Source organism: Pseudomonas sp. UBA6315 (assembly GCF_002438125.1).
Lineage (GTDB): Bacteria > Pseudomonadota > Gammaproteobacteria > Pseudomonadales > Pseudomonadaceae > Aquipseudomonas > Aquipseudomonas faucium.
Genome location: NZ_DJTF01000061.1, coordinates 708 through 26,610 on the forward strand (window position 1 = coordinate 708; position 25,903 = coordinate 26,610).

Sequence of the window (25,903 nt, forward strand, 5' to 3'; positions counted from 1 at the left end):
GCCAGGTTGCCGCTTTGTCGTTGCAGCGCGAGCGCTATGACGCTATCAGGCGAGGGTTTCGAACGCGTGGGCAATATCCTGCAATACAGATTTGTCACCGCGCTCGCTCCAGTACAGGGCGAGCATGCGCTTGTCGGCCTCAACCTTGTAGACGGTTGCCGGCAAGCGCGCGAACACCTCGCTCAGGCGCGGCTCCTCGCACACTTCACGCCACTGGTTCCACCACACGCCAGGGCTGACCTGCCAGTAACACCAGCTGTCCTCATGGCCTCGGCGCCGCGCGCGGTGGTATTGCGGGCATGGGCTCGGTGGCTCGTTTTCCAGCCAGTGCGGCCACTTCTGCGGCGCCAGCTGCATGGCCAGGCCCATGCGCCGCGCCTCCAGGCGCAGGGTCATCTGCTCGCCCTGCTTGCGCGACAGGCGCAGCCACGAAAGCGGGCTGAGAATCAGCGCAAGGATTGACACCACCAGCCATACCGTCATATCTGTAGATTCCATAAAGCGTTGCAAATGAGCGGGTTACTCGGTTTCACGGATGACCTGCCCGAAAGCGACCATACTTCTACTATCGCGATTGTCAGGAGTACAGCTCATGTCCTACGAACATCTTCTGGTCGCCGTCGACCTCACCGAAGAGTGCGACCCGGTGATCAAACGTGCCATGAAGCTCGCCGAACCTACCGGAGCCAAGGTTTCGCTGGTGCATATCGTCGAACCCATGGCCATGGCCTTTGGTGGTGATGTGCCGATGGACCTGTCGCAACTGCAACAGCAGCAGTTCGACCAGGCCAAGGAGCGCATGGACCGGTTGTTCAACAAGTATCCGGACATCAAACGCGGTGATTCGCACCTCACCTACGGCCAGCCGCGCCAGGAAATCCACCAGCTGGCCAAGGACCAGCAGTGCGACCTGATCGTGGTGGGCAGCCATGGCCGGCATGGCCTGGCGTTGCTGCTCGGGTCCACTGCCAATGACGTGCTGCATGGTGCGCCGTGCGATGTGCTGGCGGTGCGGTTGCAGAAGAAGGAATGATGTAGCCAGTACCGGCCTCATCGCCGGCAAGCCGGCTCCCACAGGGTTAGCTCAGATATTGAGAACTGTGTGGGAGCCGGCTTGCCGGCGATGAGGCCCGAAGGCCGAACTCAGCCTTCCAGCTCAGCCCAACGCTCTACCAGTACATCCAGCTCGCCCTGCAACTTCTCGATCTGCGCCAGCACCGCCGTAGTCTCGGCGATCGGGCGCTGATAGAAGCCCGCAGCATTGACCTCTTCCTGTGCCACCGCCATGCGCTGCTCCAGCGCATCGATCTGCCCTGGCAACATCTCCAGCTCGCGCTGCAGCTTGTAGCTGAGCTTCTTCTTCGCCGCATCGGCCGCAGGTGCTGCCGGCGCAGGCGCCGCTTGCTCCGCTACCTTCTCGACCACCGCACTGTTGAGCTCAGACTTGCCGCCCTTGCTCTCGGTGACGCCCAGCAGCTTCGGCGAACCACCCTGGCGGATCCAGTCTTCGTAGCCGCCAACGTACTCGCGCACCTTGCCCTGGCCTTCGAACACCAGGGTGCTGGTGACCACGTTGTCGAGGAATGCCCGGTCGTGGCTGACCATCAGTACCGTGCCCTTGTAGTTGCACAGCACTTCTTCGAGCAGCTCGAGGGTTTCCACGTCGAGGTCGTTGGTCGGTTCGTCGAGCACCAGCAGGTTGGCCGGCTTGCTGAACAGCTTGGCCAGCAGCAGACGCGCACGCTCACCACCAGACAACGCCTTGACCGGCGTGCGGGCACGTTGCGGGCTGAACAGGAAATCACCCAGGTAGCTCAGCACATGGCGGCTTTGGCCATCGATGTCGATGAAGTCGCGGCCCTCGGCCAGGTTGTCGATCACGGTCTTTTCCAGCTCGAGCTGGTGGCGCATCTGGTCGAAATAGGCGACTTCCAGCTTGGTGCCGCGCTCGACCTTGCCCGAGGTGGGCTCCAGGTCGCCGAGCATCAGCTTGAGCAGGGTGGTCTTGCCGGTGCCGTTGGCGCCCAGCAGGCCAATGCGGTCTTCACGCTGCAGGACCATGGAGAAGTCCTTGACCAGCATCGGGCCGCCCGGGTGCGAGAAGCTGACGTTCTCCAGCACCATCACCTGCTTGCCGGATTTTTCCGCCGCTTCGATCTGGATGTTGGCCTTGCCCTGGCGGTCGCGCCGTTCGCTGCGCTCGACGCGCAGCGCCTTGAGCGCGCGCACCCGGCCTTCGTTGCGGGTACGACGGGCCTTGATGCCCTGGCGGATCCACACCTCTTCCTGGGCCAGGCGCTTGTCGAACAGCGCGTTGGCGGTTTCCTCGGCGGCCAGCGCGGCCTCCTTGTGCACCAGGAAGCTGGCATAGTCGCCGTTCCAGTCGATCAGCCCGCCGCGGTCCAGTTCGAGGATGCGCGTGGCCAGGTTCTGCAGGAAGGAACGGTCGTGGGTGATGAACAGCACCGCGCCGTTGAAGCCGCTCAGGGCCTCTTCCAGCCAGGCGATGGCGCCGATGTCCAGGTGGTTGGTCGGCTCGTCGAGCAGCAGCAAGTCGGGCTCAGACACCAGTGCCTGGGCCAGCAGCACCCGGCGGCGCCAGCCACCGGAGAGCTCGGCCAAAGTCTTCTCGGCAGGCAGTTGCAGGCGGCTCAGGGTGCTTTCCACCACCTGCTGCAGGCGCCAGCCGTCACGGGCCTCCAGCTCGTGCTGCACGTGCATGAGCTTTTCCAGGTCTTCGTCGCCGTGGATGTTCTGGCTCAGGTGATGGTATTCGGCCAGCAGCTCGCCCACGCCGTCCAGGCCGGCGGCGACCACATCGAACACGCTGCGCTCATCGGCCACCGGCAGCTCTTGCGGCAATTCGCCGATCTTCAGGCCAGGGGCGCGCCAGATCTCGCCGTCATCGCCCTTCTGCTCGCCCTTTACCAGGCGCAGCATGCTGGACTTGCCAGTACCGTTGCGGCCGATGATGCACACCCGCTCGCCACGGGCGATCTGCCAGGACACTTTGTCCAGCAGCGGCATCGCGCCGAATGCGAGGGACACATCGCTGAATTTGAGCAGGGTCATGTTCGTCTCCAGAAAGCGGGCGCGCATTCTACCTGAGTTGGCCCATTCCGGCATTAAGTTGACTGCGCCGCCAGGGCATTGCGACATCCGGTCGACGTTAACGCATTGATACAAGCACAGTGCTTTCACCCGCTGCCGGCAAACGGCTAAGCTAAGGGCAATGCTTCCAACCGTGCTGGCTACGCCGTCACTTTCCCATGGTTCAACTGCCCGGACGTATCATGCGCAGCCGCCTGTTACAGATTGCTTCCTGCCTGCTGCTCACCGCCGCTACCGCCCATGTGGCGCAGGCCGCTGACCTTACCCTGCAGCGCCAGTACTACGATGAGGCCAAGCGTGCGCTGGCCAAGGGCGACAAGGGCCCTTACCTGCGCTATGCCCAGGCCCTGCGCGATTACCCGCTGACGCCCTACCTGGCCTACGACGAACTCACCGCACGCCTGAAAAGCGCCAGCAACGAGGAAATCGAAGGGTTTCTCGCCAAGCATGGCGACCTGCCCCAGGCCAACTGGATGAAGCTGCGCTGGTTGCGCTGGCTGGCCGAACGCGGCGAGTGGGACACCTTCGTCAAGTATTACGACCCCAAGCTCAACTTCACCGAGCTGGACTGCCTCAATGGCCAGTACGAACTGAGCCACGGCAAGCGCGCCGAAGGCTATGCCAACGCCGACAAGCTGTGGAACGTGGGCAAGTCGCAACCGGCTGCCTGCGACACCCTGTTCGGCATGTGGGCTGCCGAAGGCCAGCTCACCGAGGCCAAGCGCTGGAACCGCGCCAAGCTGGCGGCCCAGGCGCGCAACTACAGCCTGGCCAGCAGCCTGGTCCAGGGGCTCACCACCCTCGGCCCGCAAGGCCGCCTGCTGATCGATGTGGCGCAGAAGCCCGAGCTGCTCAACCAGCCTTCGCGCTTCATGCCGGCCAACGAAGCGATGTCCGACGTGGTCAGCCTCGGCCTGCGCCGCCTGGCCCGCCAGGACCCTGACCGGGCCATGGCGTTGCTCGACGACTATGCCCAGCGCATGCACTTCTCCCGCGATGAGAAGGTCGCCATCGCCCGCGAAATCGGCCTGACCCTGGCGCGCCGCTACGACCCGCGCGCCCTGGACCTGATGACCCGCTACGACCCGGAACTGCGCGACAACACCGTCAGCGAATGGCGCCTGCGCCTGCTGCTGCGCCTGGGCCGCTGGGAAGATGCCTACGAGCTGACCAAACGCCTGCCGCAGGACCTGGCCACCAGCAACCGCTGGAAGTACTGGCAAGCGCGCAGCCTGGAGCTGGCCCAGCCAAACAACCCGCAGGTTCCACAGCTGTACAGAAACGTGGCGCGCGAGCGTGACTTCTATGGTTTCCTCGCCGCCGACCGGGCGCAGACGCCGTACCAGTTGAACAACAAGCCGCTGGTGCTGAGCCCGGCCCTGGTCAGCAAGGTGCGCAACACCCCGGGCGTGCAGCGCGCGCTGGAGTTCCATGCCCGCGGGCAGATCGTCGAAGGCCGCCGCGAGTGGTACCACGTCAGCCGCCACTTCACCCGTGACGAAATGGTCGCCCAGGCTCGCCTGGCCTACGACCTGCGCTGGTACTTCCCGGCCATTCGCACCATTAGCCAGGCGCAGTACTGGGACGACCTGGACATCCGCTTCCCGATGGCCCACCGCGATACCCTGGTACGCGAAGCCAAGGTGCGCGGGCTGCATTCGAGCTGGGTGTTCGCCATCACGCGCCAGGAAAGCGCCTTCATGGAAGATGCACGCTCCAGCGTCGGCGCCAGTGGCCTGATGCAGCTGATGCCGGCCACGGCCAAGGAAACCGCGCGCAAGTTCAGCATCCCGCTGGCATCGCCACAGCAGGTGTTCAACCCGGACAAGAACATTCAGCTGGGCGCCGCTTACCTGAGCCAGGTGCACAGCCAGTTCAATGGCAACCGGGTGCTGGCCTCGGCGGCCTACAACGCGGGCCCAGGGCGGGTACGCCAGTGGCTCAAGGGCGCCAAGCACCTGAGCTTCGACGTGTGGGTGGAGTCGATCCCGTTCGACGAGACGCGCCAGTACGTGCAGAACGTGCTGTCGTACTCGGTGATCTACGGGCAGAAGCTCAATGCGCCACAACCGCTGGTGGACTGGCATGAGCGGTATTTCGATGACATGTAAGTGATCGTGGGCCTGTGCCAGCGCTGTGGCGGATTCATCCGCGACAGCGCTGGCACAGCCTTGATTGTCACTCCAGGATTTCCACTTCCATCCCCACTTCCAGCCAACCACTGCCATCCACGGCCAGGTTCTGCCCGAACAGGATATCCCCCTCCTTCTCCCGGAAGGTCTTCAAGGTGGTCAGCGGTTCACGGTCTGGGCTGCGCTCCCCGGTCGCCGGATCGAGCGTGGTAAAGATGCACCGCACGCTGGGCTTGAGCACCCTAAACTCCAGCGCGCCAATGCGAATCCGCTTCCAGCCATCCTCGGCGAAGGGCTCGGTGCCCTGCACCACCAGGTTCGGCCGAAAACGCAACATCTCCATCGGCCGCCCCACCCGCCGGCTCAACTCTTCCAGCGAGCCCTGGCCTATCAGCAGCAATGGGAAACCATCGGGAAACGCCGCGCGGTCACTGTTCAGGCCGTAGCCGCTGGGCAGGTAGCGCGCCCGCTGCTCGGGGCAATGGACCAGGCGCACCGGTTTGCCCAGCAGCTGCGACAACCAGGCCGCCGCCTCATCGCCCGCGTCGGGCACGCGCAAGGTGTCACGCCAGATGGTCACCCCACGCAGGCTGTCGTCGCCAGCCGGCACCGCCACCCGCAGCGCTGCCAGCCCCGGCGCCTGAAGCAGCAGCTCGCCGGCTTCGCCTTCGCTTGCCTTGAGCTGCCCTAGCTGGGGCCATGCACGCTGGGTAAGGAAGCGTCCGTTCTCTTCCTCGACCACCATCCAGCGGCGGTCCCCCTGCAACCCCAGCAGGCCCACCGGCGAGCCCTGCAAGGGTTGCGCCTGCCCCGACTTCACCGGGTATCGATACAACTCACTCAGAAACATCCCTGCCTGCCTCGTGCCATGCCAAAACGCCAAGCTTATACCTGGCAGGCCCACGGATCACGCAGTGGCAGCATCCAGCAGCAGGCGTTGCTTGACCACATCGACCAGGCGGTCGGGCTGGAACTTGGAAAGGAAGTTGTCGCAACCCACCTTTTTCACCATCGACTCGTTGAAGCTGCCCGACAGCGAGGTATGCAGCACCACGTACAACTGGCGCAGGCGCGCATCGCTGCGAATCTCGGTAGTGAGGCGGTAGCCGTCCATCTCCGGCATCTCGGCGTCGGTGAACACCATCAGCAGTTTTTCGCACACATCTTCACCAGCATCGGCCCAGCCCTTGAGCATGCGCAGGGCCTTCAGGCCATCGCTGGCCACATGCAGTTTCACCCCCAGTTGCGAGAGGGTGTCACGCAGTTGCGCCAGCGCCACGCTGGAGTCATCCACCAGTAGCACTTCACGGCCACGTGCACGCGCCAGCACCGGGTCGGCGAGCTTGTCGCCGGACACCCTGGCGTTGTAGGGCACGATTTCGGCCAGCACCTTCTCCACGTCGATCACCTCCACCAGCTGCTCGTCCACCTTGGTGATGGCCGTCAGGTAGTGTTGGCGGCCGGCGCTGGTGGGCGGCGGCATGATGGCTTCCCAGTTCATGTTGACGATGCGGTCGACCCCACCCACCAGAAACGCCTGCACCGAGCGGTTGTACTCGGTGACGATGATGGTGCTGTCCGGCCCCGGCTGCAGCGGGCGCATGCCGATCGCCTGGGACAGGTCGATCACCGGCAGGGTCTGCCCGCGCAGGTTGACCACGCCGCAGACGAACGCATGGCGCTGGGGCATCAAGGTCAGCTTAGGCAGTTGCAGCACCTCCTGCACCTTGAACACGTTGATCGCGAACAGCTGGCGACCGGCCAGGCGAAACATCAGAATTTCCAGTCGGTTCTCACCCACCAGTTGCGTGCGTTGGTCTACCGTGTCGAGAATGCCAGCCATTGGAAAACCCCGGGCTTGAGTGGGAAAAAGGTGAATTCATTCACCCTGTATCGGCCGCTTGGGACGCAGCTTGACCCCCGCGAGAAAATGCCGCAGAGGCAATTGATATCACATTACCATCATGCTTTACTGCGGACATCGCCACCTTGGATCCATTCACGCGCTCAAGCGTCGCACCCTAGGCAACCATCAGGGAAACCCCTAGTGGCAATCGGGTACAACCTGATGTTCGCGATATCCTTTAGCCATTAATGTGACGCCATTCTCACTGCATGAATGGAGTCAGGCTCTTGCTAGCGATCGACATGGCGTGGCCATCCCTTGCTCCTGCCCTACGCGCCGGAGTGTCATGATGGACAACATCGTCTTCCCCAACGGCGCCTTGCAGGAGTTCCTGCTCGATGCGCAGGTCTTGCTGACCCAGACCCAGGAATGCCTGCAGCACCTGGAGCTGATCGCCAATGACCCGGACGCCTGTCACTGCCTGAACAACACCCTCGACACCCTGGCCCGCCGCGCCAGTGGCCTGAACCTGCACGAAGTCGCCCATTACGCCGCTGCCCTGCAGGCACTGCTCGCGCCGGCCTGCCAGCAGCTGCACGTGCACAGCGAGGTGCTGCCTGCGCTGGATGCCTGCCTGACCCTGCTGGCCTGGCAGCTGGAACTGGTGGACCTGCGCACCGGCCGCCTTGCCCTCGATACCAGCGAGCAAGCGGCGCTGCTGCACGACCTGGCCAACGCGCTCGGCCAACCGGTGCCGCAAACGTGTGCCCCTTGCCACGAAACCGGCAGTAGCTGCCTCCACCCCCATGCACCTGTGGCTAAACACTCGCATGCACTAACAAGTGCATCCAGGCGCAACTAAAGGCACTGTGCGCGGCTATTTCAACGCAAACTTGTCAGGTGATAAGCAGCCACTTCGAGCCATACGCCAACAGTGGCACATCGCCACTTATCGGCACCGTCGAGCCCCCGTGTTCCCCCCGTAATTCCTGAGCTTTCAAAGCATTACCCGGTCGCGACCAAAGCAGTTCGAAGTGATACCATGCGCACTAACAAAACCCGGCCACCCGTATATGAATCGCTTTCCACGCGCACTTGCCCAGTGTTGAAAGCTCGACGCCAACGCCTCTGGTAAAACATGTGCAAGGCCTCCATCAGCAAGACTTCAGTGGCTTCCCTATCTATGTCCCCACGCTTGAAGATCCCTCTGCGTCGCTGTTCTCGCGCCACCTTGCTGCGCTGGGCGACGGCGATGCTGTGCGTGGTGTCGCTGATCGCCAACCTGTCGCTGGTGGCCCTGCAGGCCCTGCCCGCTGGCCTGCTGCTGTTGCAGCTCATCGCCACCCTTGGCGTCTGCTGGCACCTGAGCCACGGCGCAAGGTCGATCAGCATGCGCCCGGCGGAACTGGCCGACCGCATGCTCAAGGTGCAGGAAAGCGAGCGCCAGCATCTGAGCCGCGAACTGCATGACGACATCGGCCAGTTGCTGACGGCCGCCAAACTGCAGCTCGACTGGCTGCAGCGGCGCGTGCCTGGCGAGCTGCAAGCCCACTGCGGCGCCTTGCGCAGCACCCTGGAAGACTCCCTGAGCAAGGTGCGCGACGTCTCTGCCATCCTCAACCCGCGGCAACTGGCCAGCCTTGGCCTCGAGGCCAGCCTGCGCGCGCACCTGGTGCGCACCCTGGCAAACAGCGACGTGCACTGGAGCCTGGAGTGCCAGCAGCGCCTGGGCGGGGTGTCGGAGGAAGTGGCCATGGCAGCCTTTCGCATTACCCAGGAAGCGGTGACCAACATGTTGCGCCATGCCCAGGCAAGCAACCTGACCATCCGCCTGCAGCGCAGCCCCAGCGGCTTGGCCTTGATGATCCAGGACGATGGCCTGGGCTTCATCCCCGCCAGCAACCCGGCCGAGGCGGGCCAGCGTGGCATGGCCGGCATGCAGGAGCGCGCCACCGCACTCAAGGGCAGCCTGCAAATCACCAGCCAGCTGGGCCTGGGCACGCGCATCGAAGCCTTGTTCCCGTGGCCACCGCGCACCCATGAACGTGCCAGGACTCCGCACTCGCCATGACCTGTAGATTGCTGCTGGTGGATGACCACTCGCTGATCCGCGCCGGGGTGCGTGCCCTGGTGTCCGATATCCCCGGCTACACCGTGGTCGGCGAAGCCGACGATGGCGACCAGTTGCTCGAACAGGCCCAGCAGCTGGCGCCCGATATCGTCCTGCTGGACATCTCCATGCGCTCGACCAGCGGCCTGGATGCCCTCACCTCCCTGCGCGCCACTGGCAACACCTGCAAGGTGCTGATCCTGTCCATGCATACCGACCCGGACCTGATCATGCGAGCGCTGGAAAGCGGCGCCCACGGCTACCTGCTCAAGGATGCCACCGCCACCGAGCTCGAGCAGGCGCTGACCGCGTTACGCAGCGGCGAGCGCTACTTGAGCCCGGCCATCGCCCACACCGTGATCAACCAGGCGCTGATGCGTGCGCAACGCGGCAAGCAGGCGCCCGCCGACCGCCACAACCTGACCGCGCGGCAACTGGAAATCCTGCGCCTGATCGTGCGCGGCAAATCCACCCGGGAAATCGCCAGTGGCCTTGGCCTGTCGATCAAGACCGTGGAAACCCACCGCTCGCAGATCATGAAGCGCCTGCAGATCTACGACGTGGCCGGCCTGGTGCTGTTTGCCGTGCGCGAGAAGATCATCAGCCTGGACGACTGAGCAGCGGCGAGTTCGCCGGCAGGTGCAGGCGCAAGGCCGCGGGGCAGGCCTCGAAGCGCAGGCTGTCGGCCTGCAGCGGTTCGCCATCGAGGTTGATGTCCAGGCCTTTGGAGCACTTGATCTCGACCCAGGGCAAGCGAGCCCGCACGAACAGCCCCTGCCCTGCCAGCAACTCGCGCAAGGCGCCGACCACTTCCTGCGGCGCCGGCAGGATGGCCACGTCGAGCAAACCGTCGTCCACCCACGCCTGCGGGCACAACACCTGCCCGCCGCCGGCCTGACGGCCATTGCCGATGCCCAGCGCCAGCAGCTCGCCCTGCCACTGGAAGCCCGGCCCGGTCAGTTCCACCGTCGCAGCCTGCAGCTCGCTGAAACGGGACAGGCCGGTGAACAGGTAGGCGGCCGCGCCCAGCACCTTCTTCAAGTCCTCGGACGTGCTGGCGGTGACCTGGCTGCCAAAGCCGCCCGTGGCCATGTTCAGGAACCATTGATCGCCCACACGCCCCAGGTCGATCGGCCGCGCCGGCTGGTCGAGCAAGGCCAGGGCTTCGCCAGGCTGCAGTGAAACACCGGCAGCCTTGGCAAAGTCGTTGGCGGTGCCCAACGGCAGCAGCGCCAGGCTGGCATCGGTGGCCGCCTGGCCCATGGCCTCGGCCACATCGCGCAGGGTGCCATCACCGCCGCCGGCGACCACATGGGTGTAGCCCGCCGCCAGCGCTTCGCCGACCAGGCGCTGGGCATCACCCGCTTCCCAGGTCACCCGCACATCCAGCTTCCAGCCCCGCTCGCGCATGGCCGACACGGCCTGGCGCACCTCTTCGTTCATCGCCTGCTTGCCATGCAGGATCAACATCGCCTTGCGCGTTTGCATAGCGCCTCTCCATGGGGGCTTGTCAGTCCAGATCTCGACCACAGGCGCAGGCAGAATGCTGCATGCCTGCGGCAAATTCATTACGGCTCGAAGGGTTATTTACTCAGAAACGTACAAAAAATAGCCAGATTCACACAAATATCATTGAAAGCTTTTCGCATTGGGCGCATGATCGACAAAATTTTGGCCTTAATGGATGATGCCGTTGTGAAAAGTCGGTTTTTTGACTTTGCCCGCCAGAACCCTGACAGGTCGCTAGTTCCCCTTCATCGCGCCGCCACCCGGCGCCCTGAGTCGAGGCTGTGAAATGAGCGTTCTGATCCCCTGCATCATCGCTGGCGGTGCTGGCACTCGCCTGTGGCCGGTATCCCGCGAGGCCATGCCCAAACCCTTCATGCGCTTGCCCGATGGCCAAAGCCTGCTGCAAAAGACCTTTGCCCGCGCCAGTGCGCTACCGGGTGTGGGCCGCGTGCTGACGGTCACCAACCGCGAGGTGTTCTTCCGTACCCAGGACGAGTACCGCCAGGTCAACCCCGGCAACCTGCCGCTGGATTACCTGCTCGAAACCAACGGGCGCAACACCGCCCCCGCCATTGCCGCAGCCGCACTGCACTGCGCGCGGCACTACGGTGAAGACAGCGTGCTGCTGGTGATGCCCGCCGACCATGTGATCGAGGACTTCGAGGCGTTTGCCGTGGCGGTGGGCCAGGCCCAGGCACTGGCGAGCGAAGGCTGGTTGAGCACCTTCGGCCTGCTGCCCGACCGCGCAGAAACCGGCTTCGGCTACATAGAACAAGGCCCGGCGCTGGGCGAACACGCCCATCAGGTCGCCGCCTTCGTGGAAAAACCCGACGCCCTTACCGCCCGCGAGTACCTCGAAGGTGGTCGTCACCTGTGGAATGCCGGCATGTTCTGCCTGCACCTGGGCACCTTGCTGGCCGAGCTGCACAAGCACGCCCCGCAAGTGCTGGCCAGCGTCAGCGAATGCCTCGAACGCAGCGCGATCAAACAGGGCGATGGCACCCTGCAGGTGGAGCTCGACCCCGAAAGCTTCGCCCAGGCCGAGGACATCTCCATCGACTACGCGCTGATGGAGCGTTCCGACCGGGTGGCCGTGGTCCCCTGCGAACTGGGCTGGAACGATATCGGCAGCTGGGAGGCGGTGCGCGGCCTGCGCCACAGCGACGACGACGGCAACCACTGCAACGGCGAAACCGTGCTGCACGACGTGCACAACTGCTACATCGATTCGCCCAAGCGGCTGGTCGGCGCGGTGGGGCTGGACAACCTGATCGTCATCGATACGCCCGACGCCCTGCTGATCGCCGATGCCGCGCGCAGCCAGGAAGTCAAGGTCATTGCCCAGCAGCTCAAGCACCAGGGCCACGACGCCTACCGCCTGCACCGCACGGTCACGCGCCCGTGGGGCATGTACACCGTGCTCGAGGAAGGCCCGCGCTTCAAGATCAAGCGCATCATGGTGCGCCCTGGCGAATCGCTGTCGCTGCAGATGCACCATCACCGCAGCGAACACTGGATCATCGTCAGCGGCATGGCCTGCGTGACCAACGGTGAAGAAGAGTTCCTGCTCGACACCAACGAGTCGACCTTCATCAAGCCTGGCCGTACCCACCGCCTGACCAACCCCGGCGTCATCGACCTGGTGATGATCGAGGTGCAAAGCGGCGAGTACCTGGGCGAAGACGACATCGTGCGCTTTACTGATATCTACGGACGCGTCCCGGCAGCAGCGATTGGCTGAGTGCACTCAGGGGGCGCGTTTTTTGTCCGCGGCCTTTCACGAGGATTCCGGTTCATGCGCATACTCTGGACGCTGCCCTACCTGCCCTGGCCCACCACCAGCGGCTGCAAGACCCGGCAATACCACCTGCTGCGCGCCCTCGCGCAGCATGGCCATCGGATCACCTTGCTGGTGCAGTCCAAAGTGCCCCTCAGCGATGCCACCCGCGAAGCCCTGGAACCGTTGCTCGAGCGCCTGATCGTGATCCCCAGGCGCGCCGTGCACAGCCCGCTCAACCTCTTGGCCTCGCCGATCATCGACTACCCCATGCGGGCGATCATCAACGGCCTGGCGCCGTGCCTGCGGCATCGCTTCGAGCAGTTGCTGGACGAGCCCTGGGATGTGATCCAGATCGAGCACAGCTACAGCTTCCAACCGTTCGAAAAAGCCCTGCAGGCCCGCGGCCTGCCCTACATGCTCACCGAGCACACGCTGGAATCGGTGATGGGCGCCGCCTGCCACGATCGCCTTCCACTGTGGCTGCGCCCACTCAATGCCTTCGACCGCTGGCGCTATCGGCGCTGGGAACAGCGCGTGCTGCGCCAGCCCAGCGAGGTGGTGGCGGTGAGCGCGCACGACGCCGAGCTGATCGGGCAGATCAGCGGGCGGCCGGTGAACGTGGTGGTCAACGGCGTCGACTGCGACTACTACCAGGACGTGCGCCCGGCCCTGCACAGCCAGCGCCTGCTGTTCGTCGGCAACTTCGAGTACGGCGCCAACCAGGAAGCGGTCGAATGGGCGCTGGAGGAAATTCTCCCGCAGGTGTGGATGAGTAATCCGGCGGTGCGCCTGGCAATTGCCGGGCATGCCCTGCCGGCCAGCTGGAAACTGCACTGGAATGACCCGCGTATCGAATGGATCGGCTATCGCCCCGACCTGCGCGAGCTGCAACGGCGCTCGGCGCTGTTTTTCGCGCCGCTGCGCTACGCCGGGGGCTCCAAGGTGAAGATCCTCGAAGCCATGGCCGCCGGGCTGCCGGTGATCACCACTCGCAAGGGGGTATCAGGGCTTGCGGCGAACAACGGCGAGCACTACCTGGGCAGCGATGACGGTGACCAGCTGGCGCTGTCGATCACCCAGCTACTCAACCAGCCCTGGCGCATGTGCCAGATGAGCGAGGCCGGCCGCCAGTTTGCCCGGCAACGCCACGACTGGAGCGTTGCCGCGCAGCAACTGGAAAACGTGCACATGCGCCTGACCCAGTCGGCGCCGGCCGATCTCACCCAACGCGGCGCGAGCTGGATCGGCCGCTCAACCGAGTAGTTCGCTCAGCGGAATGAACGGCACGCTATCGCCCACCTTCGGCGTGCTGCCTTCACGCACCTCGACCAGGCCCTCGGCCCAGGCGGCGCTGCGCAGCACGCCGGAGCTCTGGTTCTTGTAGATACGCACCTGGCCATTGTCGATGCGGGCGCGCAGGTACTCGCGCCGGGTACCGGCCTTGGGCCAATCGAAACCTGCGGGAACGTCGAACTGCAGCGGCGTGACGGCGCTTACCCCCTGGCGCCGCAGCAGGTAAGGCCGGGTGAGCAGGCCAAAGGTGACCAGCGTCGAGGCCGGGTTGCCAGGCAGGCCGATCACCGGCACGCCCTGGTAGTGGCCGAAGGTCAACGGCTTGCCCGGTTTGATCGCCAGCTTCCACAGCGCCAGTTCACCCGCTTCGCGCAGCGCCGCGCCCAGGTAGTCGGCCTCGCCGACGGAAACACCGCCGGTGGACAGGATCAGGTCGACATCGCCCAGGCTGGCCAGGCACTCGCGGGTGCGCGCCAGGTCATCGGGCAGGATACCCATGTCGCGCACCTCACAGCCCAGGCGCTGCAACCAGCTCACCAGCAGGCGCCGGTTGCTGTTGTAGATCTGCCCCGGGCCCAGCGGCAAGCCTGGCTCGACCAGCTCGTCCCCGGTAGACAGCACCGCCACGCGCACCCGGCGCACCACCTGCAGGTGGGCATGCCCCAAGGTCGCCGCCAGGCCCAGCTCGATCGGCCCCAGGCGCGTGCCGGCCACCATCACCTGCTCGCCCTTGCGGGTTTCCTGGCCTTGCGGGCGAACGTTCTGGTCGAGCTGCAAGGGTTCGAGGAAGCGCACCCGGCCGTCTTCGAGCACTTGGGTGTTTTCCTGCATCTCGACGCAATCGGCACCGGCGGGCAGTGGCGCGCCGGTGAAGATCCGCGCGCAGGTGCCAGGCTGCAGCGGCTCGGGAGCGTGGCCGGCGAAAATCCGCTGGCTCACCGGCAACGGCTGGCCCACGTTGTCGGCCAGGCGCAGGGCATAGCCGTCCATGGCGCTGTTCGGCCACGGCGGCAGATCGAGCGAGGCCACCATGTCGGTTGCCAGCACGCGGCCCTCGGCTTCAGCCAGGGAAACCTCTTCGAGTTCCTTGATCGGCGCTGCCTCGGCCAGTGCCAGCAGGCGTTCGAGGGCTTCTTCCACCGGCATCAGCGGCCGGGCTTGGGTTGCCTCAGCCACGGCTATCACAGGCCGCTACCTGCTTCAGGTGGGGCACGAAGTTGCAGGGGCGATGACGGGCGTCGAGCTGTTCGGCGAGGATGCCGTCCCAGCCGGTGCGCACGGCATTGGTCGAGCCTGGCAGGCAGCACACCAGGGTGCCGTTGGCCAGGCCGGCCAAGGCCCGCGACTGCACGGTGGAAGTGCCGATGTCAGGCACGGAAATCTGCCGGAACAGCTCGCCGAAACCGTCCACCTGCTTGTCCAGCAGGCAGGCCACGGCTTCCGGGGTGCTGTCGCGGCCGGTGAAGCCGGTGCCACCAGTGATCAGCACCACTTGCACGCTGTCGTCGGCAATCCAGGTGGCGACCTGGGCGCGGATCTTGTACAGGTCGTCCTTGAGCAGCACGCGGGCGGCCAGCTGGTGGCCCGCGCCGGTCAGGCGATCGACGAACATCTGGCCGGAGGTGTCGGTTTCGAAGGTACGGGTGTCGCTGACCGTCAGCACGGCGATGTTCAGCGCCACGAAGGGGGTATCTGCCTTGGCTTTCATGAGTGTCCGTCGCAGGAGAGGGAATCGCGCATTTATATCACAGCAGGCCCCACGCCAGCCTTTGCAGATCCAGGTCAACATCCCGTCAGCAAGGCTATGCTGAAAATGCAAAGGAACTTGCGCAGACGCACCGCGTCATAAACGTCATCTAGCACCATTGCACTGGAGAAACACGATGATTCAACGGACTCTTCCCGCCTTCTTCCTCGCCCTCGGCCTTGGCGCCCTCGCCGGCTGCGCTTCGCCGAGCGTGATCACCCTGAACGATGGCCGCGAAATCCAGGCGGTGGACACCCCGTCCTTCGACGAGGACTCCGGGTTCTACGAATTCAAGCAGCTCGACGGCAAGGTCATGCGCCTGAACAAGGACCAGATCCGTACCGTCAAAGAGCTCTGATTCGCCCCCTGTTTTGGGCATAAGCCCTTTTAACAACAAGGGCTTGCGCTCGAAAATGCGATGCAGTAGGATTTCGTTCATCGGAGTGTAGCGCAGCCAGGTAGCGCGTCTCGTTCGGGACGAGAAGGCCGCAGGTTCGAATCCTGTCTCTCCGACCAAATCCTGTTCAAAAAGCCCGCCTTGCGCGGGCTTTTTGTTGCCTCGAAAAATGCGCCGGGCGCTTTTACGAGCGCCCGGCGCCCTCTCAGGCGGTGAGCCGCGAGGTCACTTCGCCCAGCTGCCCCGACAGCCCATGCAGACGCTGCCCAGCCTGCTCGGTGTGCTGCACGGCCTCCTGGTTGGCCGTGGCGATACGGGTGATTTCGATCAGGTTGCGCGAGATGTCTTCGGCGACGCTGGTCTGCTCCTCGGCCGCCGTGGCGATCTGCCGGTTCATGTCGCGGATCGCCTCCACGGCGGTGGTGATGCGCTGCAGCATCTGCCCGGCTTGCTGCACCTGCTCGGCGCCCTCCTCGCTGCGCTGCTGCCCGCTCTCGATGGCCTTGACCGCTTCCAGCGCGCCCGACTGCACCGCCTCGATGATCTGGTGAATTTCGGCAATCGAGGCTGCGGTGCGCTGGGCCAGGCTGCGCACCTCGTCGGCGACCACGGCAAAACCACGCCCGGCTTCGCCAGCACGGGCGGCTTCGATGGCCGCGTTGAGCGCCAGCAGGTTGGTCTGCTCGGCAATGCCGCGGATCACTTCCAGCACCTTGCCGATGCGTGAGCTGTCGTTTTCCAGGTCGCGGATCACCGCCGCGGTGCCGGCGATTTCACGGTTGACCACGCCGATGATATCGATGGTCTGCTGCATGACCTGCTCGCCAGCCTGGGCACTGTGGTCGGCGTCATCGGCCGCCCGTGCCGCTTCAGCCGCGTGGCGCGCCACTTCCTGGGCGGTGGCGGACATCTCGTGCATCGCCGTGGCCACCTGGTCGGTGCGCTGGAACTGGTCATGGGTGCCGCGGGCCATGTCGCCGGCGATGTTGCGCAACTGGCCACTGGCGCCTTCGAGCTCCTGGGCGTTGTCCTTGAGGCGGCCCACGGTGTCGGCGAGAAAATCGCGCAGGGTATTGGCAGCCCGCGCCAGGCGGCCCAGCTCGTCCTCGCGGCGGCTGTCGACGCGCGCGGCAAAGCGGCCCTGGCTCAATTGCGCAACGTACTCGATCAGTTGCCGGATCGGCTCGATCAGGCTGCGGTTGACGCGCCACAAGCTGAGCAGGCCCACCAGCAATGCCGAACCGAGCATCACCAGCACGCCCACCCATACCGTGCGTTCGGCGCTGGCATTGATGCTGGTGGCGCGGGTGCGGGCCTCGGCGCGCAACTGCTCGACCAGCGCGCTCATCTGCTCGCTGGCCGCACGGTCGACGCCTTTGACAGCCTGGTCACCCGCCACCGGGTCGCCACCGGCAGCCAGAAACGCCTGGCGCCCCTGCGCATAGGCCAGCCCCAATTGCCGGTGGCTGTCACGCAGCTGCTGCAAGGGCGCCTTCAATGCCCCATCGCTGCTGTCGATCAGTTGCCCGAGCAATTGCTGAACCTGCTGCTCGCGCGCCTGGAACTGCTGCCAGTACTTGTCCAGCTCGGCCGGCTGGCGCCCGCGCAGCAGCACGTTCTTCCATTCCTGCACCTGGATCTTGAACTGCAGGTTGGCTTCATCGATGGTTTGCGAAGCCCGCAGCGGCCCATCGACCAGTTCGGCATAGCTCCGCACGCTGGAGGACAGGAACTGGAAACACACCAGGGCGATCAGCAGGATCGCCGCCAGGCTGGCGCCGAGCAAGGTGAGAATTTGCACTCTGAGGGATTTACGCAACATTGCGGATCTCGGGAACAAGAAAGTAGGAAACGGCGCCATTGGCAGCGCCGCGACAGACATCCATGTCCTCGTTCGCAGGCCAAAAAAAAGCTGCCATCGGTCGATAGCAGCCAGGTCGAGCACTTACGCAACAGTTGAAGCTCATACTCTCAGGCAATTGCTACAGAAATGTTACAAATTGGCGATGGCCTAGCCGTTGCTGAACTGCAGTGCGGCCAGGCGCGCATACAACGCGTTTTCTTCGATCAATTGCCGATGGCTGCCCACTGCCACCACCTGCCCCTTGTCGATGACGGCGATACGGTCGGCATGCTGCACCGTGGCCAGGCGGTGGGCGATGACCAGCGTGGTGCGGCCCGCCATCAGGCTGGGCAGGGCTTGCTGGATCAGGTACTCGCTCTGAGCATCGAGGGCGCTGGTGGCTTCATCGAGCAGCAAGATCGGCGCATCCACCAGCAACGCGCGGGCAATCGCCAGGCGCTGGCGCTGGCCACCCGACAGGCCGATGCCGCCCTCGCCGAGCAGGGTCTGGTAACCCTGGGGCAACTGGCGGATGAATTCGTCGGCATGGGCGCCGCGTGCGGCCGCCTGCACTTCGGCCAGGCTCGCCTCGGGCCGGCCATAGCGGATGTTGGCTTCGACAGTGCCACGAAACAGCGCCGGGTTCTGTGCCACCAAGGCGAACTGGCGGCGCAGGTCGCTGGGCTCAAGCGCGGTGATCGGCACGCCATCGAGCACAATGCGCCCTTGCTGCGGGTCGTAGAAGCGCAGCAGCAAGTCGAACAAGGTCGACTTGCCAGCCCCCGAAGGCCCCACCAGCGCCAGCGTCTGGCCAGGCTCGATGGCCAGGCTGAGGTGGTCGATGGCCGCCACCGTGGGCCGCGAAGGGTAGGCAAACACCACCTGCTGCAACTCGATGCGCCCGCCGCCAGGCTGCTGCAGCGCCACCGGCGCCTCGGGTGGCAAGATCGCGCTGCGCGCCGCCAGCAATTCGGCGATGCGCTCGGCCGCACCGGCGGCGCGCTGCAGTTCGCCGATCACTTCACTGAGGGTGCCGCAGGCACTGCCGACGATCAGGCTGTAGAACACGAACGCCGCCAGGTCGCCCGCCGAGATGCGCCCGGCGATCACATCCATGCCGCCGACCCACAACATCACCCCCACCGCGCCCAGCACCAGCACGATCACCAGGGTGATCAGCCAGGCACGCTGGGCGATGCGCCGGCGGGCCACGGCAAAGGCCGCCTCGACCGTGTCGGCGAACAGCGCCTGGTCCCGTGCCTGGTGGTTGTAGGCCTGCACGGTCTTGATCTGCCCCAGGGTTTCGGCCACGTAGCTGCCCACGTCCGCTACCCGGTCCTGGCTTTGCCGCGACAGCCTGCGCACGCTGCGGCCGAACAGCAGGATCGGCGCCAGCACCAGCGGCAGGGCCAGCACCACGATGCTGGTGAGCTTGACATTGGTGATGAACAACAGCACCACGCCGCCGATCACCATCAGCACATTGCGCAGGAACATCGACAGCGACGAGCCGATCACCGACTGCAGCAGGGTGGTGTCGGTGGTCAGCCGCGACTGGATTTCCGAACTGCGGTTGTCTTCGAAGAAGCCCGGGTGCAGCCCGACCAAGTGATCGAACACGGCCCGGCGGATGTCGGCCACGCAGCGCTCGCCGATCCAGGAAACCAGGTAGAAGCGGCTGAAGGTGCCGATCGCCAGCGCCAGCACCAGCAGCAGAAACAGGCCGATGGTCTGGTTGAGCTGGTGCGCCGAGCGGGTCATGAAGCCCTGGTCGACCAGCAGGCGGATGCCCTGGCCCATGGACAGGGTGATGCCTGCGGTCACGATCAGCGCCAGCAATGCCAGCAGGGCCTGGCGCCGGTAAGGGCGAATGAATTGCCAGCCGAGGCGCAAGGCGCGGCGTTGGCGGGTGGAAACCGGTTCGGGCATGACGCAGACCAGGGCAGCGGGAAAAACGCAGACTACCACCCCCGCGCCGCTTGAGTGGCTATAGCCCAACGTTCTAAGGGGCCTCTGGAGGTTTTTGCCGCTTTCTGTTGGACTGTGGAAGTCCGTGGCACCTGTAATTTCTTGTCACAGGCCGGTCACGGCACAGGTTTACCTTGATATTGGACCTGATGAGGAGACAGTGAATGAGCTTGCAGCATGGCAGCGACTCCCCGAAAACCCAGAGCGCCCCGCAACCCAAGGCCTGTGGCTCGATCATCGACGCCGACGGCCATGAGGTTCCGATTACCGAGCAGATGATTCAGCAGGCTTGCAAGAAGCTTGAGGAAAGCCGGGTCGAAAAAGTGCGAAAGGGTTGAACCGCGAATGCCTTGCGGCCCGGCGCTTGCGCCGGGTTTTTATTGCCTGGGAAAGGTGCTTGGGCCTCATCGCCGGCAAGCCGGCTCCCACAGGTTCAGCGCGGGCTCAGTGGGAGCCGGCTTGCCGGCGATGAGGCCCAAGCAGCATCACAACACCGTCAGACCACCACCCCACCCAACGCACTGACCATCTGCACCAGCTGCGGCGCCTCGCCCCGCACCCGCACTGCCAGCCCTTCGATCTCGCGCCGTGGCGGGTAATGCTTGCGCAGCTGATCGAACGCGGCGCGCTGCTCGCCCACATCGTCACTTAAGCTGCGGCGGAAATCGGCATCGTCACGGCGCGGGTCATACACCGCCCGGCACAAGGTCGCCAGCGCCCACTCAAGGTCTGCCTCGCCATCCAGCTCCATCTGGGCCAAGGGCGGGCGCGGCAGCAAGTCGGCCAGTTGCACCTGCTCGGCCTGGCCCAGGAACCGGCACAGCGCCTGGTAGATCTGCGCCGTGCCGCGCTGGCGGCCATCCAGGCTGTAGCCTGCGATGTGCGGCGTGGCCAGGGTGCACAGGTCGGCCAGTTGCAGGTCGACCTGCGGCTCGCCTTCCCATACATCCAGCACCGCGTGCACATCTTCGCGGTCCAGCAGCAGCTCGCGCAGGGCCGCGTTGTCGACCACCGGCCCACGGCTGGCATTGACCAGCCAGGCGCCGGGGCGCAGGCGCGCCAGCTGCTCGGCCGCCAGCAGGTGCCAGGTGGGGTGCTCGCCGTCGCGCTGCAGCGGCGTGTGCAGGCTGATTACGTCGCACTGGTCGAGGATGGCCTGCAGGCTGACGAAGTCGCCGCCTTCACGCGCCTTGCGCAGCGGGTCGCAGACCAGCACCTGCCAACCCAGGCCGCGCAGCACGCGGACCACGCGGCCGCCCACTTCGCCGGCACCGACCACGCCATACACCCGCTGCGCCAACCCAACGCCGTCGAGCTCGGCCAGGGTCAGCAAGCTGCCCAGCACGTAGTCGACCACGCCGCGGGCGTTGCAGCCCGGGGCGCTGCTCCAGTGGATGCCGGCCTCGGCGAAGTAGCCAAGGTCGAGGTGGTCGGTACCGATGGTGCAGGTGCCGACGAAGCGCACGTTGCTGCCTTCGAGCAGTTGCCGGTCGACCTTGGTCACCGAGCGCACCAGCAGCACATCGGCGTCTTTGACGCTGGCCGCGTCGAGGCTCCTGCCGGGGTAACGTCGGATCTCGCCGAAGCCTTCGAAGAAGGCATCGAGCAGCGGGATATTCTCGTCGGCAACTATCAGCATGGCGCTCTCCTGTCAGGGGAACGCAGTGTAGGCGCTACGGCGGGCGGGTTCCAGCGTGGCTCAGTCGGCCTTCTTGCGGATCCAGTAGAGGAAGGTGCCCGCCTCTTCCTGTTGCTGCAGCAGCTCGTGGCCGAGGAAGTTGCAGAACTTGGGGATGTCGCGACGGGTCGAGGGGTCGGTGGCAATGACCTTGAGCAGGCCGCCGGCGGCCAGCTTGCGCACGTGCTGGTGCAGCATCATGACCGGCTCCGGGCAATTCAGGCCGGTGGCGTCGAGGATCGCGTCTGGGGTGAAGTCAGTCATGGAGGGCTCCGCAAATGATCGCTATTGTGGCGCATAGTGGCTTGTGGACCAAGGGGGCCATGGGCCCCGATCGCCGCGTCGCCGCTGCACCTGTGGGAGCCGGCTTGCCGGCGATAGGCTCAACGCGCCTTCAGATCGAGCCGGCGCAGATGGCAAGTCACTTCCTCGCGGTCGTGATAAAGCTGCTTGCAGGCAATCGACACCTTCACCTTGCGCGCCTTGAACGTCGCCTCCATGCGATCGAGCAAGCGCCGCACTTCGGCATAACGCTGCTTCATCGGCAATTTCAGGTTGACCACCGCTTCCCGGCACAGCCCCTCGCCCAGCCAGGTCTCGATCAGCGCGGTGGTACGCGCCGGCTTCTCGACGATATCGCAGACCATCCAGTCCACCGGCTGCTTCGGCTGCCAGGTAAAACCATCGGCCATCAGGTGCTGGACCAGCCCGGTGTCCATCAGGCTTTCGGCCATCGGGCCGTTGTCGATGGCGGTGACCAGCATGCCACGGCGCACCAGCTGGTAGGTCCAGCCGCCCGGCGACGCGCCCAGGTCGACACCGGTCATGTCGTCGCCCAGGCGCAGGTCCCAGTGCTCCCGCGGGATGAACTGGTGCCAGGCCTCTTCGAGCTTCAGGGTCGAGCGGCTGGGCGCCTCGCGCGGGAACTTCAAGCGCGGGATGCCCATCGGCCACAGCGCGCTGTTGTTCGCCTCGGCCACGCCCACGAACACCCGCCGGCCACTGATGAAGGTCAGCAGCAGGCGCGGCCGGCTGGCGTCATCGACCAGGCGCCCGGCCTTCTCCAGCGCCTTGCGCAGCGGCACCTCGAATTTGCGGCAGAACGTCGACAGCTCCTTGCCATCGTTGCTGTCCAGCACTTCCAGCCACAGGCTGCCGAACACCGGCAATCCGGCCAGGTGCTCGAGCAGCACGCTGATGCGATCGCTCTCCGGCAGTTCGATGTAGCTGCCACGGGCCCACTGGCGCGGGAAGATCAGCTGGGCGAAGCGCAACTGCGCCATCAGCCGTTCGGCACCGTCGGCCTCGGCGCACACGAACTCGGCACAGGCGCTCTGCGGCTTGCCTTTGGCATAGCCGGCAACCTCCAGGCGCGCGGCCTGTTCGCTGATCTCGGCGCAGACCTCGCCCTCGAAACCGGGCCGGCAATGCATGAACAGGGTATTCATCTCTCACTCCACTACGGCTGGCGCGCTACGGGCGCCGGCAGGGCGGCGATGATAAAGGAAGTTCGGAACCTGCGACACGCCCCGCCGGTCCAGAAAAGGGTCAGGGCCGCCAAACCGGGCTAACCTGACCATTCAGCCAGGTCCGTGCCGTGCGGGCCGAAACAGAGCGGTGCACCGGCCACGCCAAAGGCCGGGCACCGGTGCATAAGGAGTTGGCAATGCCCTCGCTCGATAGCCTGAACACCCTCAAGACCCTGAAGGTAGCCGACCACACCTACCACTACTACAGCCTCACCGAGGCTGCGCGCCAGCTCGGCGACCTGCAGCGCCTGCCCATGTCGCTCAAGGTGCTGCTGGAAAACCTGTTGCGCTGGGAAGACGGCGAAACCGTGCGCGGCGACGACCTGCGCGCCCTCGCCAGCTGGCTGCAGGAGCGCCGTTCCGACCGCGAGATTCAGTACCGCCCGGCGCGGGTACTGATGCAGGACTTCACCGGCGTGCCGGCGGTGGTCGACCTCGCCGCCATGCGCGCCGCCATGGCCAAGGCCGGTGGCGACCCGCAGCGGATCAACCCGCTGTCGCCGGTGGATCTGGTGATCGACCACTCGGTGATGGTCGACCGCTACGCCACGCCCCAGGCGTTCGGCGAAAACGTCGACATCGAGATGCAACGCAACGGCGAACGCTACGCCTTCCTGCGCTGGGGCCAGAGCGCATTCGACAACTTCCGCGTGGTGCCGCCGGGCACCGGCATCTGCCACCAGGTCAACCTGGAATACCTGGGGCGCACGGTCTGGACCCGTGAAGCGGACGGCCGCACCTACGCCTTCCCCGACACCCTGGTCGGTACCGATTCGCACACCACCATGATCAACGGCCTGGGCGTGCTCGGCTGGGGCGTGGGCGGCATCGAGGCGGAGGCGGCCATGCTCGGCCAGCCGGTGTCGATGCTGATCCCCGAAGTGATCGGCTTCAAGCTGACCGGCAAACTGCGCGAAGGCATCACCGCCACCGACCTGGTGCTGACGGTAACGCAGATGCTGCGCAAGAAGGGCGTGGTCGGCAAGTTCGTCGAGTTCTACGGCGATGGCCTGGCCGACCTGCCGCTGGCCGACCGCGCCACCATCGCCAACATGGCGCCTGAGTATGGCGCCACCTGTGGTTTCTTCCCGGTCGATGAGGTCACCCTCGACTACCTGCGCCTGTCGGGCCGGCCGAGCGAAACCGTGCAGCTGGTCGAGCAGTACTGCAAGGCGCAGGGCCTGTGGCGCCTGCCGGGGCAGGAGCCGATCTTCAGCGATACCCTGGCGCTGGACATGGGCGAAGTCGAAGCCAGCCTGGCCGGGCCCAAGCGGCCCCAGGACAGGGTCGCGCTGGGCCAGGTCAGCCAGGCCTTCAACCATTTCATCGAGCAGCAGCCCAAGGTGCTGGCCAAGGAAGTCGGCCGCCTGGAAAGCGAAGGCGGCGGTGGCGTGGCGGTGGGCAATGCCGACCAGGCCGGCGAGATCGACTACAGCCACGGCGGCCAGACCCACACCCTGCGCCACGGCGCCGTGGTGATCGCCGCGATCACCTCCTGCACCAACACCTCCAACCCCAGCGTGATGATGGCGGCCGGGCTGGTGGCGAAAAAGGCCCTGGAAAAGGGCCTGCAGCGCAAGCCCTGGGTCAAGAGCTCGCTGGCGCCCGGCTCCAAGGTGGTCACCGACTACTACAACGCCGCCGGCCTCACCCCCTACCTGGACCAGCTCGGCTTCGACCTAGTCGGCTATGGCTGCACCACCTGCATCGGCAACTCCGGCCCGCTGGATGAGGCCGTCGAAAAGGCCATCAGCAGCGCCGACCTCACCGTCGCCTCGGTGCTCTCGGGCAACCGCAACTTCGAAGGCCGCGTGCACCCGCTGGTCAAGACCAACTGGCTGGCCTCGCCACCGCTGGTGGTGGCCTATGCCCTGGCCGGCAGCGTGCGCGTGGACCTGACCAAGGACGCCCTGGGCACCGGCAAGGATGGCCAACCGGTGTACCTGCGCGACATCTGGCCGACCCAGCAGGAAATCGCCGAAGCCGTCGCCAAGGTCGATACCGCCATGTTCCACAAGGAGTACGCCGAGGTGTTCGCCGGCGACGCCCAGTGGCAGGCGATCGAAGTGCCGCAGGCGGCCACCTATGTCTGGCAGGACGACTCCACCTACATCCAGCACCCGCCATTCTTCGACGACATCGGCGGGCCGCTGCCGGTCATCGAGAACATCCAGGGTGCCCGCATCCTCGCCCTGCTCGGCGATTCGGTGACCACCGACCACATCTCCCCTGCCGGCAACATCAAGGCCGACAGCCCGGCCGGGCGCTACCTGCGCGAGAAGGGCGTGGAGCCGCGCGACTTCAACTCCTACGGCTCACGCCGCGGCAACCACGAGGTGATGATGCGCGGCACCTTCGCCAACATCCGCATCCGCAACGAGATGCTCGGCGGCGAGGAAGGCGGCAATACGCTGTACGTGCCCACCGGCGAGAAGCTGTCGATCTACGATGCGGCCATGCGCTACCAGGCCGAGGGCACGCCACTGGTGGTGATCGCCGGCCAGGAGTACGGCACCGGCTCCAGCCGCGACTGGGCGGCCAAGGGCACCAACCTGCTGGGGGTCAAGGCGGTGCTGGCGGAGAGCTTCGAACGCATTCACCGCTCCAACCTGGTGGGCATGGGCGTGCTGCCCCTGCAGTTCAAGCCGGGCAACGACCGCAAGCAACTGGGCCTGACCGGCAAGGAGCGGATCGATGTGCTGGGGCTGGCTGGCGCGCAGATCAAACCGGGCATGAGCCTGCAGCTGCTGATCACCCGCGAGGATGGCCAACAGCAGCAGATCGAGGTGCTGTGCCGCATCGATACGGTCAATGAAGTGGAGTACTTCAAGGCCGGTGGGATCCTGCACTACGTATTGCGCCAATTGATCGCGAGCTGAAGCCTCCGGGGCCGCCCTGCGGCCCCTTCCCCACCTTGCCTTGCAATTAATCATTCAACAAAACCGCTGGCCTGCCGATAC

At 65.4% G+C, this 25,903-nt stretch carries 22 protein-coding genes, 1 tRNA gene and 1 pseudogene; 11 read left to right on the forward strand and 13 right to left on the reverse strand.

What is annotated here, in order from left to right; translation table 11 throughout:
* Positions 1-45: 45 nt before the first annotated feature.
* Complete coding sequence (locus B3E94_RS07425; protein ID WP_176511677.1) at positions 46-483, reverse strand: hypothetical protein; 438 nt, start codon at positions 481-483, stop codon at positions 46-48.
* Positions 484-592: 109 nt separating this feature from the next.
* Between B3E94_RS07425 and B3E94_RS07430 the strand changes: the two genes are divergently transcribed.
* Complete coding sequence (locus B3E94_RS07430; RefSeq protein WP_286912931.1) at positions 593-1,033, forward strand: universal stress protein; 441 nt, start codon at positions 593-595, stop codon at positions 1,031-1,033.
* Positions 1,034-1,143: 110 nt separating this feature from the next.
* On the opposite strand, the gene B3E94_RS07435 is transcribed toward B3E94_RS07430, so the two are convergent.
* On the reverse strand, positions 1,144-3,072 hold the full coding sequence (locus tag B3E94_RS07435; protein WP_286912932.1) for an ATP-binding cassette domain-containing protein: 1,929 nt from the start codon (positions 3,070-3,072) through the stop codon (positions 1,144-1,146).
* 221 nt (positions 3,073-3,293) lie between these two features.
* Between B3E94_RS07435 and B3E94_RS07440 the strand changes: the two genes are divergently transcribed.
* Complete coding sequence (locus B3E94_RS07440; protein WP_176511674.1) at positions 3,294-5,222, forward strand: transglycosylase SLT domain-containing protein; 1,929 nt, start codon at positions 3,294-3,296, stop codon at positions 5,220-5,222.
* A 67-nt stretch (positions 5,223-5,289) separates the two neighbouring features.
* Here B3E94_RS07440 and B3E94_RS07445 read toward each other — a convergent pair whose 3' ends face one another.
* Both B3E94_RS07445 and B3E94_RS07450 read right to left on the reverse strand, forming a co-directional pair.
* Positions 5,290-6,093 (reverse strand): MOSC domain-containing protein, encoded by an 804-nt coding sequence (locus B3E94_RS07445; protein WP_286912933.1) that lies wholly within the window; start codon positions 6,091-6,093, stop codon positions 5,290-5,292.
* A 57-nt stretch (positions 6,094-6,150) separates the two neighbouring features.
* Positions 6,151-7,086 carry a chemotaxis protein CheV gene (locus tag B3E94_RS07450; protein WP_236235583.1) on the reverse strand — a complete coding sequence of 312 codons (936 nt, stop codon included), beginning with the start codon at positions 7,084-7,086 and terminating at the stop codon, positions 6,151-6,153.
* A 352-nt stretch (positions 7,087-7,438) separates the two neighbouring features.
* On the opposite strand from B3E94_RS07450, the gene B3E94_RS07455 reads away from it, so the two are divergent.
* From B3E94_RS07455 to B3E94_RS07465, 3 genes are all read left to right on the forward strand, one after another.
* Complete coding sequence (locus tag B3E94_RS07455; RefSeq protein WP_409521229.1) at positions 7,439-7,951, forward strand: histidine kinase; 513 nt, start codon at positions 7,439-7,441, stop codon at positions 7,949-7,951.
* 321 nt (positions 7,952-8,272) lie between these two features.
* Positions 8,273-9,160 carry a sensor histidine kinase gene (locus B3E94_RS07460; RefSeq protein ID WP_176511670.1) on the forward strand — a complete coding sequence of 296 codons (888 nt, stop codon included), beginning with the start codon at positions 8,273-8,275 and terminating at the stop codon, positions 9,158-9,160.
* On the forward strand, positions 9,157-9,816 hold the full coding sequence (locus B3E94_RS07465; protein WP_236235581.1) for a response regulator: 660 nt from the start codon (positions 9,157-9,159) through the stop codon (positions 9,814-9,816). Before B3E94_RS07460 ends, B3E94_RS07465 begins: the two co-directional genes overlap by 4 nt.
* Here B3E94_RS07465 and yegS read toward each other — a convergent pair.
* Entirely contained in the window at positions 9,800-10,687 is an 888-nt protein-coding gene (gene yegS / locus B3E94_RS07470; RefSeq protein ID WP_286912936.1) for a lipid kinase YegS, read from the reverse strand. The two genes, B3E94_RS07465 and yegS, sit on opposite strands and share 17 nt — an antisense overlap.
* A 307-nt stretch (positions 10,688-10,994) precedes the next feature.
* Here yegS and B3E94_RS07475 point away from each other — a divergent pair, with 307 nt between their 5' ends.
* Together B3E94_RS07475 and B3E94_RS07480 are read left to right on the forward strand one after the other, a co-directional pair.
* Positions 10,995-12,449, forward strand: a complete 1,455-nt coding sequence (locus tag B3E94_RS07475; RefSeq protein WP_286912938.1) for a mannose-1-phosphate guanylyltransferase/mannose-6-phosphate isomerase — start codon at positions 10,995-10,997, stop codon at positions 12,447-12,449.
* Between the two features lie 54 nt (positions 12,450-12,503).
* A complete protein-coding gene (locus tag B3E94_RS07480; RefSeq protein ID WP_286912939.1) occupies positions 12,504-13,751 on the forward strand; it encodes a glycosyltransferase family 4 protein in 1,248 nt (415 codons plus the stop codon).
* On the opposite strand, the gene glp is transcribed toward B3E94_RS07480, so the two are convergent.
* Both glp and moaB read right to left on the reverse strand, forming a co-directional pair.
* Positions 13,740-14,966, reverse strand: coding sequence for a gephyrin-like molybdotransferase Glp (gene glp, locus B3E94_RS07485; protein ID WP_286912940.1), 1,227 nt, complete (start codon positions 14,964-14,966; stop codon positions 13,740-13,742). The two genes, B3E94_RS07480 and glp, sit on opposite strands and share 12 nt — an antisense overlap.
* A complete protein-coding gene (moaB, locus tag B3E94_RS07490) occupies positions 14,950-15,489 on the reverse strand; it encodes a molybdenum cofactor biosynthesis protein B (RefSeq protein ID WP_176511664.1) in 540 nt (179 codons plus the stop codon). The genes glp and moaB overlap by 17 nt, the downstream gene beginning before the upstream one ends.
* 175 nt (positions 15,490-15,664) lie before the next feature.
* On the opposite strand from moaB, the gene B3E94_RS07495 reads away from it, so the two are divergent.
* Together B3E94_RS07495 and B3E94_RS07500 are read left to right on the forward strand one after the other, a co-directional pair.
* Positions 15,665-15,886, forward strand: a complete 222-nt coding sequence (locus B3E94_RS07495) for a YgdI/YgdR family lipoprotein (protein WP_176511663.1) — start codon at positions 15,665-15,667, stop codon at positions 15,884-15,886.
* 81 nt (positions 15,887-15,967) lie between these two features.
* Positions 15,968-16,044: transfer RNA gene (locus B3E94_RS07500), tRNA-Pro, on the forward strand.
* A gap of 86 nt (positions 16,045-16,130) precedes the next feature.
* On the opposite strand, the gene B3E94_RS25505 is transcribed toward B3E94_RS07500, so the two are convergent.
* The 3 genes and pseudogenes from B3E94_RS25505 to B3E94_RS07510 form a co-directional block, all read right to left on the reverse strand.
* Positions 16,131-16,898: a methyl-accepting chemotaxis protein gene (locus tag B3E94_RS25505; RefSeq protein WP_414195643.1), complete on the reverse strand. Its 768-nt coding sequence runs from the start codon at positions 16,896-16,898 to the stop codon at positions 16,131-16,133.
* A gap of 165 nt (positions 16,899-17,063) precedes the next feature.
* Positions 17,064-17,807, reverse strand: a pseudogene (locus tag B3E94_RS25510) (methyl-accepting chemotaxis protein); the annotation flags it as partial.
* 129 nt (positions 17,808-17,936) lie between these two features.
* Positions 17,937-19,697, reverse strand: a complete 1,761-nt coding sequence (locus B3E94_RS07510; RefSeq protein ID WP_176511661.1) for an ABC transporter transmembrane domain-containing protein — start codon at positions 19,695-19,697, stop codon at positions 17,937-17,939.
* A gap of 203 nt (positions 19,698-19,900) precedes the next feature.
* Here B3E94_RS07510 and B3E94_RS07515 point away from each other — a divergent pair, with 203 nt between their 5' ends.
* Entirely contained in the window at positions 19,901-20,074 is a 174-nt protein-coding gene (locus B3E94_RS07515) for a PA1571 family protein (protein WP_176511660.1), read from the forward strand.
* 158 nt (positions 20,075-20,232) lie between these two features.
* On the opposite strand, the gene pdxB is transcribed toward B3E94_RS07515, so the two are convergent.
* From pdxB to rlmM, 3 genes are all read right to left on the reverse strand, one after another.
* Positions 20,233-21,375, reverse strand: a complete 1,143-nt coding sequence (gene pdxB / locus B3E94_RS07520) for a 4-phosphoerythronate dehydrogenase PdxB (protein ID WP_286912943.1) — start codon at positions 21,373-21,375, stop codon at positions 20,233-20,235.
* A 60-nt stretch (positions 21,376-21,435) separates the two neighbouring features.
* Entirely contained in the window at positions 21,436-21,678 is a 243-nt protein-coding gene (tusA, locus tag B3E94_RS07525; RefSeq protein ID WP_176511658.1) for a sulfurtransferase TusA, read from the reverse strand.
* Between the two features lie 119 nt (positions 21,679-21,797).
* Positions 21,798-22,862: a 23S rRNA (cytidine(2498)-2'-O)-methyltransferase RlmM gene (rlmM, locus tag B3E94_RS07530; protein WP_176517731.1), complete on the reverse strand. Its 1,065-nt coding sequence runs from the start codon at positions 22,860-22,862 to the stop codon at positions 21,798-21,800.
* A gap of 218 nt (positions 22,863-23,080) precedes the next feature.
* Between rlmM and acnA the strand changes: the two genes are divergently transcribed.
* The gene (acnA, locus tag B3E94_RS07535) at positions 23,081-25,822 is read left to right on the forward strand and encodes an aconitate hydratase AcnA (RefSeq protein WP_236235573.1); all 2,742 of its coding nucleotides are present in this window, start codon (positions 23,081-23,083) and stop codon (positions 25,820-25,822) included.
* Positions 25,823-25,903 lie beyond the last annotated feature (81 nt).